Below are 13,829 nucleotides of genomic sequence, written 5' to 3'. Positions count from 1 at the left end.
CTTTCCCTTCTTTTTAAAAGTTAAGCCTTTTTCTTAAATCCCAATACTTGAATGTCATTTTACCCATTTTCGACTTCGAAAGTGAATCGTATTTACGTCCAAGTGCCAAGTTTTGTTTTTCTAACTTAGTAATTTGTTTAAGTTGAACGGCGTTCAGTTTTTTTAATTGCTTTACTTCTTTAACAAGTTCTTTATTTTTCGCTTTCATAACATATTTTTCTTTTTCAACAATTACCCGTTCTATCATTGGAATTTCCAGGTTCTTTGGTTTTAATTTAGGAGTGCCATTGGTTTCAGATCCTATGGTTTTTAAATATGCCATGTTATTTTGAAAATTCCGTTCAAAGTTTCCATAACTTTTATGGATGTGGAGGAAGGTAAAACAACCTGCTTTTTCTGCTTGAATGATTTGACCGAATTCAGACAGTTTAAAAATTTTTCCGACCCGTTTTAATTCTTCAGGTGTGTTTTTGACAATATAGGTGAAAACTTCTTCAACATTAAAATCTGCAGGCAATTTTTTCACCTGATTTGATGGTGCATGCTTATTCAGTTCATCAAAGTCATCTTCATCAATATAAAAATGCCTATTTCCACTTTGATTCATATAATCTGTTATACGTCCGCTCCATAATAGCCCTTGCAATTTTTTTAATGCTTCCGAAAACAAAAACTGCCTGCTGACTTGATACATCCGTTTTGCCGCAACCTCATATATATCCTTATTACATAGCGCTAATTTGACTGCGTCACGGAAATCCTTCTCTGTAACAGCATATAAGGGGTAATCTTCGCCAAAAAGCTTAATATGCATTTTGGTTGGATTCATTATTACCGCCTTCCTTAAAATTCCGTACTCCAATAGCTTTGTGGACAGTTCCAGACTGCTGTCCATTGCCTCACTTCTCCAGGTTATCCCAATATCACTGTTCACGATTAATTGTTGGGCATTCTCCCTTGTCATTGCCCCGTACCATGTAAGTCCTTCCGTATTTTTAAGGAGGTATGCCGCTTCTTCCTTAAACTGAGAATCATCTTTAACCCATTTGAATTTATCCCCCGCAATATCAAGTGATAGATTCGGAATCTCGCGTTTTAATTCTTTAAAAGCAGTAATGATCGGAATGGTCTTCCAATCGGGGTCGAATTTGCCTGTATATACAAGTTTGTTTTTTAACCGGGTCTCCCCTCCCGCTGATTCAACGTTTGGTATCATCGGAGTAAGCAGGGAAACTTTGTTTTTTTCTTTATTCAAATTAAGAATCTCAATTACAAATTCGCACATCTCTTCTGTTTGACATAAGAAATACGCACACTGATCATATATATTTTTGATGCTCTCAAATTTTTCTTCATTAACATCCTGCCCTATGTGAGTCAAGCCTGTAGCATAAACTAAGGTATTATTTATGATATGTTTATGCCTTGCTATTTTTTCCACAGTCTCTATGCTTCTGACAAATAGCCAATCATATTCATTTTGACTCCAATAATGAGAAATGAGCATTTCAGCAATATCAAAATTAATGACACCTTTTTTTACCCATTCATCATCGGTGGCATTAAAAAAAGGATCAACAAAAGGATTTAGAATGGTTATATTATTAAATTTCTCAAGAGGTTGAATTAAGATATCGCGTTTTACCGGGCTAGCTAAAAGTAAATCAACCTCGATGTTAGGGTCTAACGCAATAGTCGATGCTAAGGAAGATAAAAATACTGCAGATCCATCCATTGAATTCATGTCAATAAAGCCAAATAAAAGTACCTTCATTTTTCTGTTTTCTGCTATTTCATGTGAATTCAAAGTTTTCACTCCAATGACTGAAATCTGATATGAATTTTTATTTCTTTATTTGTTCCTTAATTGATGATTTAAGTGCAAGATATTTCAACGTGAATTTCCCAACATATGTAACATTAAATTTGTGTTCCAATAACTTAAGTCTTCGTATCTCTTTGTTTAGCTTAATATTTTCTTGTTGGGCTACCTTACTTTTTTCTAATTCTTCTCGCAATATATTATTTTCTTTTGTAACCTTCTCGATAATGTTTTGTTTTTCAGTGCTATTGCCCTCTATGAGCTCCAATGTCATGGACATCATGTCTTTCATTTGTAATTCAAGTTCCTCATACATAGTTTTCCAATATCCGTTTCGTTCGTCCATATTGAAAAAACTCCCCTCTATTAACCTTGAATAATCTCCAATTCTCTTTTAATGACAACATCTACGGCGCATTTATCCCGAATCGACTGCGATGCTTGTTTTGACACTCTCAAGAATACGTCCGAGTTGTAATATAAGCGCTCTATTGCATCGGCAATTTCGATAGGAGACTCAGGTTTTGTAAGAAGACCAGAAACGTCGTGTTTAACGAATTCCGGGATGGCCGTGATATCTGTTGAAATCGGCACTAGCCCACTGGACATTGCCTCACACATAGAAACGCCTTGAGAATCCAACCGGGTCGGGCAAAGGAAAATTCCATACTCCTTATGTAATGAAGCTATTTGCTCCTGAGAGAGGAAACCTTTATGAATCGTAACATTCTCAAAATTCCGGATTGGCTCAACTGTTTGATCGAACAATTTTCCATCACCATGAAATGCAAATTCCAATTTATCGAAATACGGTCTCTTCGATAGTTCCAGCACTGCTTTCACCGATAAATCATTGGCGTATTTTCGTGAAGCGTACGGCCTGATTGAAAGTACTTTTGTCCGCATCTCAACTGGCTTCTCAATAAAGGTAAACAGGTTGTCATCGATTACATTAGGAATGATCACTGAATTTTTTGATTCTGCTCTCGCATCACATTCCGCGATATGTTCTTTGAACCATTTGGAAATATGGACAAAAGTTGTATCCAATTCATTCGTTTGATAAAACCAATTCATAAAAGAAAGCTGTGCTTCATAATAGTCGTCCGACATTTCAAGTATCTTCCGTAAGCTTTCAGGGCTTTCAAGAAAATTAAACCATCTTCTATGCCATGCCTCCGTTTCAAATCCATGTATCCAGGTGATAATCGGTAAATCGGTATTTGTTTCTTTAATCGCTTGCACCATTTTTGGATTAACAAAATGAATGAGCGCTTTTTTATGTACTTTATGATTTAAGAAAATGCGTAGATGCTGTTCAGTTCCTCGATAAACAGGCACATCTTCATACGTATACTTTTCTGCTTTTTTATAGGCAGGATGCAAAACAAAGACATCAACCTTCAAACCCTCATCCAGATAAGCCTTTACTCTTCGGTGGATGAACCCATTCCGATATAACTGATCTTCATGTGGATAAGCATTCGTAATGATTACATATCTATCTTTTTCACTAAATGTAAGCTCATATAGATTTATAGATTCCTCCATTTTTGTTCACTCCTACTATTCAGTCATCTTCAATCAGCTTGCTACTTATCTGTAAATGAAGGATTTTTAGAAGACCCTTTCCAATTACTTTTAAAACCGTCAATCGATTATAACAAACATGTATTACTGAATATTGACATCAATATGAGAATTCTGTAAATAAAAGTAAAGTTTTCATGAACTTTTAAATGTTTTGTAAAGGTTCAGTAATGACATAACTGAAAGGATCAGTATTGGCATGAAGGAAGGCCATATAAACAAGCAAAATAAAGAAGGACGATCCATTTACCGGCATCGCCCTCTTACTTATACACTTTTATATTTTTTGATTAGTTATCAAATCATCAGTATCACTATCTTTATCAACTTGATCTGTCAGTAAACTTTTTTCTACCTTCAAGAATTCTTCAAGCATGTTTTTGTAAGAAAAGAATAAAATCGAAACAAGACCAATTTGCTGAAGAGAGTGATATAAATGAAACCAATTACCTTTAAAGCATTTGCAATCACTAATGAAATTGATTTAAACAAAATCGCCATTCATTGCGGCATTCCTAAAAAATTCACCTGGGAAGAGCCTTTAATCCTTAAAGGCGATATTCTAAATTCCATCCTTAATAAGAATGTAAACGATTCTCAACAGGTACTGGTTTTTTCCTTTGGCAGCATTGTCTTCATTAATTACTCACACGTGGATGAGATAAAGGTATTTGCTGCCTATATCCGTTCTTTCGAGCCAGACATTGATCTCGTAAATGTAGATAGATACACAGACGATTACAGCCTTCACTTCAGTGAAACTGAAAACATCAAGTTGACAGACGAATATGTAGTTGTGCCTAAATATGAATTTTTCTACCCTGAATTAATTTCCACTGTTCTCGCAAAATCGGTGGCACTCGAAAAAACTGAGGAGCAACTCGGGAAAATCCACGACAAGCTCGAAGCCATGATAGACCGACTAGAAAAGGGCAAGCTGAGAATCGGCAACAAGGAACTAGCGAGGACGACCGCAAAAATCGTACGTCACGAGTATAATACCCTAGCGTATATAATGATTCTGGATAAACCTGATATTACATGGACAAGCAGCATTGCCGGCGAATTTTATGACAGCATGCTGGATTTTTTTGAATTGAATGATCGGTATAAAATCTTGAAAAGTAAAACGGAAATTTTATATAACATTATGGATGGATTTTCTAACATCAGCCATTCGATCAGGGGCCTCTTCGTTGAATGGATCATTGTGATTCTCATTGTCTTTGAGATTGTCCTGACGATTTTAGAAATTGTAGGATGGATACCATGAATTCTGAATTAACCCCTATCCATATCATGAATTATTAAGAAAATTCCCCTGCATGATAGGTTCGGTTGGAATATCCCCCCAAAAATAAGCATCGTTAAGATGCTTATTTTTCGTTTAACCACTCTTTCATTTTTAAGCTGACTGTTTAAGGACGTTAAGTTAAATTCCATTAATATCGGGTCAAGGTACCATGGGAGATTCCCGTTTCCTTAGCATTCCGGAAGTTATCTAAAGTTCCCTTAATCCAGTGTAAGGTGGAAAATTAATTCCTCCCCGTCTTCCCCGTTAAATCTGTATCCCTTATCAACGAATCCAGCTTTTTTATATAAATTTATCGCTGGAATATTTGAATGATGCACCGTTAGAATAATCTCATTTTTATCAGGATGGCTTAGTTTGATCATTTCAGGCAACACTTTTAAGGCCTTAAAAGCTAGCCCCTTTTTCTGATGGCGTGAATCCAAGGAGAATGATTTTAGAAGAATGGCTTTCTCATTACTTGTATATTGATTTCCCGCTTTATCCGTATATAAGGCAAAACAACCAATCAAATCCTCATTTAAATATATGACCATGGGAAGGTTATAGTTATCTTTCCTGAAGTCTTCGATAACTTTCAAAGGTAAAGAAGTATAGATTGCTTGTTCTATAGGTAAACAATAGTTGCTCAGCGCCTCATAGTCATTCTCCATAAAAGGTCTAATAGTTAATCCAATCACCATACCCGCACCCCATTTTTATATTTCTGATAAATCCATATTAACAGATACTGAAGTTTTACAATCCAATACAACAAAAAAAGGAATGGCTTGTTTGCCATTCCTTTTTTCTTCTTCCGATTTGCAAATCATTGTACTAAATCATTCAGACTCTGATAATTCACTTTCCGTTACCCATTTATGGTTCTTCACTTTTTCTCCTCCCGTAGTCGGAGTGAAATCGACCATATAAACAGTCGTTTTTTCAGCAGATTCAATTTCAGCGGCTACCCCGTTCATCCCTTCCATATGAGAGGCATTTACTGTAACCTCTGCTCCGGGTTCATACGTTTTCTCACCCGCGTCTTTGATTTCTTCGTGAATGATCCATTTATGATTTTCCACTTTTTCTCCGCCAGTTGCAGGCGTATACGAAATAGCATAGACAGTCGTATCATAGGCACCCACTATAGTTGCTTTTGTCCCCTTCATACCTTCCATATGACCTGATTCGATAATCGCTTGGCTTCCAACTTGATAGGTTGGATTTTCAGCAGTTTTTAATCCTTTAGGAACTTCTCCTGAACTAGAATGGTTCATGTCCATTCCACTATGTTCCTTTTCTTCTTTATTTTCTTTGTTTCGATCTTCGCTGTTGGAGCATGCGCCGAGGGCTAAAAACAGGGCTACCAATAATGATAAAATGATTGGCATTTTTGTTCTTTTTTTCAACATGGAAAAACCTCCTTTAAGATTTACATCCATCTTACCAATCAAATATGCAGAAATTGTGGAGTACACTGAATGATCAAAGAACGGAGCTTATATTGCAAAATCCTGCCCTTATTATGAATGTACCTGACAGCATCCCACCTAATGTCCTATAAGATAATTAAAGGTATGTAAAGTTGACGAACTTTTCTGCCGCAGATAGAAAAAATCGTCTTTCTTTTAGTTAAGCCAATCATTTAATAACAAGTAATAACAGTGAATGCCATATCACCGATTGTAGTTCTAGCGGAGAAAAAGAGAAGGTTTATTGAAAGAGGTCTGTCGGGGATTAATTGAAAATCAAGCAAGAAGGACTTGGCCAAAAGTCCTTCTTTTTCTTTGTCTACTTGCCAAAATGACAGCCACCATTTTATAAGCACCTATTCCGTGGCTTTTGATTGTTCTATTTTTTGGATGATATGTGAAAGGTTCATGGAAATATGCTCGTTATAATCCCTGCCGATGGATTTGAATAATCCTTTCGCTATACCTCTTAACATGATTTTGGTATGTGCATCCGCAATAATGGATTTATTAGGAAGACTTGATTCTGCTTGCGCCCCACCAATCTTATTAGCTGTTTCCTTAATAAAATCAATGATTTTAATTTCATGGATTTTTCCTTCGATATTGGTTTTATAGATAATTTGATTTCTCCAAAGCTTTAACTCGATCCTCTGCTTAGTGTAATCGAAAATGACTTCGGGAATATCAACATTGCTCAATTGAATTGAGTCTTTAATGGGATACAATTTCGGATTAGGATTGATTTTCTTTATTAAGGAATGATCAATGGTGACCTTTTCCCGCTTTATACGCGTATTTTTCGTTTCACATAGAATCAGCTTTAACTGGCCGGCAATTATATTATTGAATTCTTCTAATTCAAAAAATTCGACAAGCATTAAGCTATATTCCAAAATGGTGATTGCTTCATCGAATTTTCGTTTAGTACCAGCATTCGATCTGGTAAAAACCAACCGATTCTTCCTCTCCATATTCTTTTCACCCCTCTTAATTCGATTCTATTGATAAATGGGAAAAAACATCCATAATGGATGTTTTTACTTATTAGGTCTGAACTTGATTGAATCCGGTTTAAGATTACTTTTTTCTCCTGTATATTCAATACTAATTACATTAGCCAAATTGATATGTTTGCCACCGGCTTGCAGCCACGTCGCATTTTGGATTAATTGCAATTTCAGGATACTATTCGCTTCATCAGAATATTGTTCATTCGTCTCTAACTCTTCTGTCTCACCATTCACATAATAAAATTTATATTTTGCATTACTCATTTTCATCAGCCTCTTTTCAACTACTTAATTCGACAAGGAATGACAATTGTCCTGCTTTCAAAAAAATTAGATCGTCTCATAAATCAAATGAGGTCCCATGAAAGTGAACATACCACTCATAAAATACTATCCAGCACGCCTTTGATATTCAGACCTATTCACTTATCTATCAAAGTGTTTTTTCAATAACTCTTTAAATCGTGTGCCATCTATTTCTTCTTTCGTCATTTTCCCATCGTCCCACTGTGTAAAGGATGTATCAGTTAAAGTGATGTTCCCGCTGTTTGTCAGACGAGTGATTAATGGATGCTTATTAAATGGCGATTGGGGATTTTCCCTGATGATCGTTTGGATCTCATTAAGTTCCGCTACATTTCCTACGGGTTTTGACGAATCGAATGCATACCCTATTTTCCAATCGGGATCTTTATGTTTCAGCTTTAATTCTAGGATATGATCTCCATGGTCGGTACTTTCTTTTTTTATCCTGAATTCACCATTTGGTGAAACGACCGTTTTTCCATTTAACGGAACTGGTTTTAATGGCAGATTCCCACCAAATCCCGTATCGACTAAATAGGTTTGGCCCTCATGGTTCAAAAGAATGGTGACATGGGTCCTTCCTATGGTCATCCACCCCTCTTTATAGATGACGCCCCGAACCACGAATACATCAAAGTCATTTTCCATTAGGAAAAAGTAAAGGGCTGTATTCAATTCATAGCATAATCCCCCCTCATTCCTCACGAGGACTTTTTTCTTGATATTCTCTTTGTTGATATCACTCAGATGGGATGCCATGATTGAAAAGTTTTCAAAAGGAATGGTTTGCGCTGTCTTTTCAAGAATTTCATCTAATTTATCAAAAGTCAGTTTCACATCTTCCTGGAACCCTATTCTTTTCCTGAATAATGCATTCAGTTCATTCATCACGATTCCCCCCTTAAGTCCATTACCGATGAAGAGTATCTAAACCTCTATTTATATTCATTATACTTTGCCCATATTTCATTCATCAATCAATCGCCATTAACAAAAATCGACATTACTCCTTCCTCATAAAAAGAGGTCGCCCAATAATGTATTATTTCTGGGCAACTTCTTCCATTTATGCACCAAAGAAGCTTTCTTTAATCATTCATTTACCTGTAAGATGATTTTACCTAAGTTCTTATTGGCTTCCATATGTTCATGCGCCCTTTGTACTTCTTCAAAAGGAAAGACACGATCCACGATTGCCCTGATTTCATTTTGGAGGAATAACGGCATCGACTTTGCAACAAATTCTTCCGTTAACTCTTTTTTATATTCATCACTCCGAGGAGTTAATAGAGTGCCTTTTAATTGAACTCTTTTTAATAGAAGTTCCATCAAGTTCACCTTCTCGACTACAGTTCCTCCTAGAATACCTATCAGTACCCATCTTCCATCAGTCTTTATGCTTTTAAGGTTTTTCTCCCAGTAAGAAGCACCGATGAAATCCAGAATGACATCCACTCCTTGATTATTTGTAGCTTTCAGTACTTCCTCATCGAAAGATTGTTCTTTATAGTTGATACAGATATCCGCTCCTAGAGAGTGACAGAAATCCAATTTTCCCTTTGAGCCGGCTGTAGTGATGATTTTCGCTTTTGTCAATTTTTTTGCCAGTTGGATGGCTGCAGTGCCTACACCGCTTCCGCCAGCATGAATCAATACCGTATCATGATCTGTCAATTCACCTAACCAAAATAAGGTTTGATACGCAGTCAAGAAAACTTCAGGAATCGCTGCTGCTTCTTCAAATGACAGGTTATCCGGTATCTTCATCGCTCTATCAGCTGGCATCACGGCATATTCAGCATAACCGCCGCCATTTACAAGGCCCATCACCCTTGTCCCTAATTCTATATTCGCACCTTCCCCTGTTTCCACCACTTCCCCAGAAACTTCAATCCCTAATATTGGATTGGTCATATAACCGGATTTTCCTTCACGTGAAACAATATCCGTTCTATTTATTGCAGAGGCTTTCACCTTAATTAAAATTTCCCCTTTTCCCAGCATGGGCTTCGAAAAATCCTTAAATAGTAATTGTTCAGCACCACCCGGTTCTTTAACCACTACTGCTTTCATTTGTCACACTCCTTACAAATTATATTAGTGACCGCCCTTTAAAATGGTTTGTCTTGAAGATGGAAACTATGCTACTCCAATAAATATCCATAAGCAAATAATTAGGTTTTGATCATATAGAAGGATAGTGATAAATGCGGGAAACCTAGTCGAATAAAAAAAGCCGATGTCCCTTTTGGGTCCATCGAGCTTTTCTTTAAGGGTACTATCTCTTTACCTTTTATTAAGTGCTTGATTTCTATCGAGGTCATGATGCAACTCTGCTGCCGGAACCTTAGGGTTAGGAATCTGCCCTTTTGCAACTGGTTCTGCTACATAAACAAAATCCCCTGTTCCATCTGGGGCGCTTCCTGTTGCCCACAGGCCGTCTCCTGATTCATTACCTTCCGACAAGTTCCAGAATTCGTACGCTTCAGGTTGAGATTCCATTTCCGCTTCCGGTGGAAATGACGCAGGAACGACCACGCCATTTTTCTCTTCAAGTTCCGCAATTGCTGCCATCCATTGATATTGGTGGTAACGGTCACGGGCTAACATTTTACGGAACGTAGCACGAACCCCTTCATCTTTTGTCATATGATATAAACGGGCAACTTGAAGACGTCCTTGACTTTCAGCATGCAGATTCGACCGCATGTCCGCTAGTAAATTTCCGCTCGCTACAATATAAGATCCGTTCCAAGGCACCCCATTCGAGTTGGTTGGCAGTCCGCCAAGTCCGCTCACGAGCAAATGCTGGGGGTTGATCCCACCCATGATCGCTGCTGTAGCAGGGTCTTTTTCGGCTTCTGCCTGATCTTCCGGAGAAGCGCCATCAAGCAATTGACTAATGAGCGAACAAAGCATTTCTACATGTCCAATTTCCTCTGTACCAATATCCATCAGCATATCTTTGTATTTTTCTTCTCCACGGCAGTTAAAACCTTGAAAAAGATATTGCATCATGACAGTCATTTCCCCAAACTGTCCACCTAACACTTCCTGGATTTGACGGGCAAGCATTGGATCTGGTCGATCTACCTTCACTTCAAATTGCAATTCTTTTTGATGACGAAACATATTAACTCCTCCTTCTATTATAGGTTTATTTTTATGATCTACGGTTTTTTATTACCCGCTTGTCCATCCTTGAAACATGAATTACGTTATAATGAACATTAATTAGAAAAAATTTACAGACAGTTAATAATGGCGACTAAACGTAAAGCCAAGGATTATCTTAGGGCTATGAACGACTCAATAAATAAGTGATATAAAGGTCCATTTACCTGTCTATAACTTTACAATACAGGGTAAAGTAAGGAGAACCATATATAGAAAAAAAATCCATTTCAAAGAAACCCAAAAGGAGGATGAAAATTGGATTTCAAGCCCAGAAATCAAAAAGATCAATCCATTTCGGAAATACGTTATACTTATTCCGCTCGTAATCTATGGTCCGGTTTTCTATTCGGAATCGGACTGGTCGCATTCATCGATGAGGCCATCTTTCATCAACTATTACATTGGCACCACTTCTATGACAAGTCCACATCCAATATCGGGCTAGTCTCGGATGGTTTATTTCATGCCCTAAGCTGGTTCGCGACGGTCGGTTCTTTATTCATGTACGCTGACCTTCGTCGTCGAAAGGGATTATGGCTGAAAAGGTGGATAGGAGGAGTTTTACTCGGGGCAGGTTCATTTCAGTTATACGACGGGATCATCCAGCACAAGCTCATGCGACTCCATCAGATTCGTTACAATGTCGATATTCTCCCATACGACTTGATTTGGAACATTGCTGCCACTGTCATGATCTTGATCGGCATTACCCTCATCATTCGAACAAGGCGCAGCTTAATTATAATGAAAGAAGACGGCAGAAGTGCACAGTAATGGACATATTCATGAAAATGGAGCTGGCATTGAGCCGATTTTATGGATTCTATTCGCGCTTGTTATTGTAATGTATATCGCAGCTGGCGTAGTTTCGAACCGCCGCTATAAAAAATGGCCCTTATACCGTACGTTCTTTTGGATTCTTGGCATCATCTGTGCCGCTTTTGCAATCATTGGTCCAATAGCCAATCGCGCTCATATGGACTTCACGGCACATATGGTTGGTCATTTACTGCTTGGAATGATTGCACCCATCCTACTGGTGCTTGCTGCTCCCATTTCTCTTGCACTTCGAACACTGGATGTGCCATCTGCAAGACGTCTTTCAAAGGTGTTGAAAAGTTGGCCGTTGTGCATATTAAGCAATCCAATCCTGGCCTCCGCACTTAATATTGGGGGGCTTTGGATACTATATACGACTGGGTTATATGGGGTGATGCAACAGAATGTCCTTCTGCATGCATTGGTTCATTTTCACGTGTTCATTGCGGGTTATCTATTCACTGCCTCGATGATTTATATGGACCCGACACCCCATCGGTTCAGCTTCATGTTTCGAGCTATCGTATTTGCCATTTCACTGGCAGGCCATGATATCCTTTCTAAATATATTTATGCCCATCCGCCAAGCGGAGTCACTAAGGAACAAGCGGAAAGTGGAGGCATGATAATGTACTATGCCGGTGATGCCATTGACCTTGCACTTATCTGTATCCTTTTCTATCAATGGTTCAAGGCCACCCTTCCTAAGGAATCACTTGCCTTGTAACAGGAACGGTTAAATGATTACTTCAGTAAACTCCTGTGTTTCTGTTTAATCGTTCAACATTTAGCTCATACTAATTTTTGATGAAAAAAATTTAGGATGGAGCTGAATGGAAAATGGAATTTGAAGCTAACAATTCTACTGAAAATGCTCTTCGTGATTATAAAGCTGGAATCGGTGCCTTTACGCATAAAATGCCAGACCTCGCTGAGAAATTCAATGCCTTTACGGAAGAGTGCTTCAAAGAAGGTCAATTATCCAAGAAAGAAAAACAGCTTATCGCACTAGGGATAAGCTTATATTCACAAGATGAATACTGTATTATCTATCATACAAAAGGATGTCTTGATCAAGGGTGTGCGGAACAAGAAATTCTGGAAGCCATTGGAGTGACCGCAGCATTTGGCGGAGGAGCTACCATGAGTCAGGCAGTAACCCTTGTCCAGGAATGCATCCAGGAAATCAATCAGATGAAACAGTAATAAAGAAGGGATAGGACATTTAGTCCTACCCCTTCTTTATGTTCTTGACTAGCAAAAATAACTGTCACATATAGCTTTTAATGACTTATGTTGTTATTTCTTTGTGCGGGTGCATATGAATTCATCATCTGTTGCATATCCTGCTGTGCAAGCTGTGGAACTTGGTAGTAATGATGTTTGTTTTGATATAACGAAATCTCGTATGCCATTTCAATGCAGTTCGGAACGGAATCTGCAAATACGCGGCGAACCACCGGATTCGTTATTTCAAGCGCTGACATCGCTTTCAAGGATGCTGCAGACTTAACAGCTCCAAGCATCATACCTGAAATGCATTCATCCGTAATTTCCGAGACGGATTGCAAAGGTTTCTTTGGCTGTGTTGGAGTCAATCCATATATAAAATCGTTACCTTGATTCATTTTGTAGCTCTGGGTCGGTTTAGAAGGATCCTGGCCCGTTTGGAAGCACTCCAATGTAATATTATATTCATCTTGGATGAACTGATATTGACGATCCAAAATATCCAGCAATTCCTGATCCTGTACATGCTGACGCAAAAGCATATAAGTGTTTAATGTACCAATCGTTCCCGATAACACTTCATGTACATCGAATACTTCGTGACCTCCGTGATTCATTTGTGGAGGAATAGCACCCGTTTGCATGTTCTGGTGTACTTGACCTTGTTGATATTGATTTTGATTTTGCATTGTATTTCCCTCCTCGTTTTATCAATCATGCGAACAAGTTTAGTATGTTAAACCCCAACAGGATTATTCAACCTAAACTCTTCCATGAAGACCAATTAAGCTACCTCCATCATGTTGTCTGTTTGTCTGTATAAAAAAACCGAGACGTTTTAAACTATAAACACCTTTAATATGTATGGGAGGATTTCTAATGACACATAAATGCTTCTATTGTACTGACGACACAGAAGAAAAAAAAATCCATGTTGTAACGTTTCAAGTTACTGACACGGATAGAAATGAAATGCTTTGTGATGAATGTTATCAAGAATGGCTGCAAGGAATAAAAGGTTAGTATAAAAAGCCCTCAAATAATCTCAAAAATGATTAAGTATAGGGCAACTTAAATTCGTTTCACACAGTACAAATATATAATGA

The 13,829-nt window shown here is 37.8% G+C and carries 16 protein-coding genes; 5 read left to right on the top strand and 11 right to left on the bottom strand.

Annotation, left to right across the window (positions count from 1 at the left end; translation table 11 throughout):
* Positions 1 to 13: 13 nt before the first annotated feature.
* The 3 genes from QUF78_RS05000 to QUF78_RS04990 are packed head-to-tail and all read right to left on the bottom strand — an operon-like array spanning position 14 to position 3,373.
* On the bottom strand, positions 14 to 1,807 hold the full coding sequence (locus QUF78_RS05000; protein ID WP_289323804.1) for a glycosyltransferase family protein: 1,794 nt from the start codon (positions 1,805 to 1,807) through the stop codon (positions 14 to 16).
* A gap of 37 nt (positions 1,808 to 1,844) precedes the next feature.
* Positions 1,845 to 2,168 (bottom strand): hypothetical protein, encoded by a 324-nt coding sequence (locus tag QUF78_RS04995; protein ID WP_289323803.1) that lies wholly within the window; start codon positions 2,166 to 2,168, stop codon positions 1,845 to 1,847.
* 20 nt (positions 2,169 to 2,188) lie between these two features.
* A complete protein-coding gene (locus tag QUF78_RS04990) occupies positions 2,189 to 3,373 on the bottom strand; it encodes a glycosyltransferase family 4 protein (protein WP_289317853.1) in 1,185 nt (394 codons plus the stop codon).
* Between the two features lie 475 nt (positions 3,374 to 3,848).
* On the opposite strand from QUF78_RS04990, the gene QUF78_RS04985 reads away from it, so the two are divergent.
* A complete protein-coding gene (locus QUF78_RS04985; RefSeq protein ID WP_289323802.1) occupies positions 3,849 to 4,685 on the top strand; it encodes an RMD1 family protein in 837 nt (278 codons plus the stop codon).
* Positions 4,686 to 4,924: 239 nt separating this feature from the next.
* Here the strand turns inward: QUF78_RS04985 and QUF78_RS04980 are convergent, their stop codons facing one another.
* The 7 genes from QUF78_RS04980 to QUF78_RS04950 form a co-directional block, all read right to left on the bottom strand.
* Positions 4,925 to 5,407: a GNAT family N-acetyltransferase gene (locus tag QUF78_RS04980; RefSeq protein WP_289323801.1), complete on the bottom strand. Its 483-nt coding sequence runs from the start codon at positions 5,405 to 5,407 to the stop codon at positions 4,925 to 4,927.
* Positions 5,408 to 5,545: 138 nt separating this feature from the next.
* Positions 5,546 to 6,118 (bottom strand): YdhK family protein, encoded by a 573-nt coding sequence (locus QUF78_RS04975; RefSeq protein ID WP_289323800.1) that lies wholly within the window; start codon positions 6,116 to 6,118, stop codon positions 5,546 to 5,548.
* A 416-nt stretch (positions 6,119 to 6,534) separates the two neighbouring features.
* A complete protein-coding gene (locus QUF78_RS04970; RefSeq protein WP_289323799.1) occupies positions 6,535 to 7,152 on the bottom strand; it encodes a hypothetical protein in 618 nt (205 codons plus the stop codon).
* 66 nt (positions 7,153 to 7,218) lie between these two features.
* Positions 7,219 to 7,455 (bottom strand): hypothetical protein, encoded by a 237-nt coding sequence (locus tag QUF78_RS04965; RefSeq protein WP_289317858.1) that lies wholly within the window; start codon positions 7,453 to 7,455, stop codon positions 7,219 to 7,221.
* Positions 7,456 to 7,617: 162 nt separating this feature from the next.
* On the bottom strand, positions 7,618 to 8,385 hold the full coding sequence (locus QUF78_RS04960; RefSeq protein WP_289323798.1) for an arylamine N-acetyltransferase family protein: 768 nt from the start codon (positions 8,383 to 8,385) through the stop codon (positions 7,618 to 7,620).
* 204 nt (positions 8,386 to 8,589) lie between these two features.
* Positions 8,590 to 9,570, bottom strand: a complete 981-nt coding sequence (locus QUF78_RS04955) for an NAD(P)H-quinone oxidoreductase (RefSeq protein WP_289323797.1) — start codon at positions 9,568 to 9,570, stop codon at positions 8,590 to 8,592.
* A gap of 213 nt (positions 9,571 to 9,783) precedes the next feature.
* On the bottom strand, positions 9,784 to 10,629 hold the full coding sequence (locus tag QUF78_RS04950; RefSeq protein ID WP_289323796.1) for a manganese catalase: 846 nt from the start codon (positions 10,627 to 10,629) through the stop codon (positions 9,784 to 9,786).
* A 336-nt stretch (positions 10,630 to 10,965) separates the two neighbouring features.
* Between QUF78_RS04950 and QUF78_RS04945 the strand changes: the two genes are divergently transcribed.
* The 3 genes from QUF78_RS04945 (at position 10,966) to QUF78_RS04935 (ending at position 12,699) form a co-directional block, all read left to right on the top strand.
* A complete protein-coding gene (locus tag QUF78_RS04945) occupies positions 10,966 to 11,448 on the top strand; it encodes a DUF2243 domain-containing protein (RefSeq protein WP_289327229.1) in 483 nt (160 codons plus the stop codon).
* Positions 11,438 to 12,220: a cytochrome c oxidase assembly protein gene (locus tag QUF78_RS04940; RefSeq protein ID WP_289323795.1), complete on the top strand. Its 783-nt coding sequence runs from the start codon at positions 11,438 to 11,440 to the stop codon at positions 12,218 to 12,220. Before QUF78_RS04945 ends, QUF78_RS04940 begins: the two co-directional genes overlap by 11 nt.
* Before the next feature lie 113 nt (positions 12,221 to 12,333).
* Positions 12,334 to 12,699, top strand: coding sequence for a carboxymuconolactone decarboxylase family protein (locus QUF78_RS04935; protein ID WP_289323794.1), 366 nt, complete (start codon positions 12,334 to 12,336; stop codon positions 12,697 to 12,699).
* A 77-nt stretch (positions 12,700 to 12,776) separates the two neighbouring features.
* On the opposite strand, the gene QUF78_RS04930 is transcribed toward QUF78_RS04935, so the two are convergent.
* Positions 12,777 to 13,412: a spore coat protein gene (locus QUF78_RS04930; RefSeq protein ID WP_289323793.1), complete on the bottom strand. Its 636-nt coding sequence runs from the start codon at positions 13,410 to 13,412 to the stop codon at positions 12,777 to 12,779.
* A gap of 190 nt (positions 13,413 to 13,602) precedes the next feature.
* Between QUF78_RS04930 and QUF78_RS04925 the strand changes: the two genes are divergently transcribed.
* Positions 13,603 to 13,746 carry a hypothetical protein gene (locus QUF78_RS04925; RefSeq protein ID WP_167555965.1) on the top strand — a complete coding sequence of 48 codons (144 nt, stop codon included), beginning with the start codon at positions 13,603 to 13,605 and terminating at the stop codon, positions 13,744 to 13,746.
* Positions 13,747 to 13,829: the final 83 nt, after the last annotated feature.

This window comes from Peribacillus sp. ACCC06369, from assembly GCF_030348945.1.
Lineage (GTDB): Bacteria > Bacillota > Bacilli > Bacillales > DSM-1321 > Peribacillus.
This window is presented reverse-complemented; position numbering and strand designations above follow the sequence as displayed.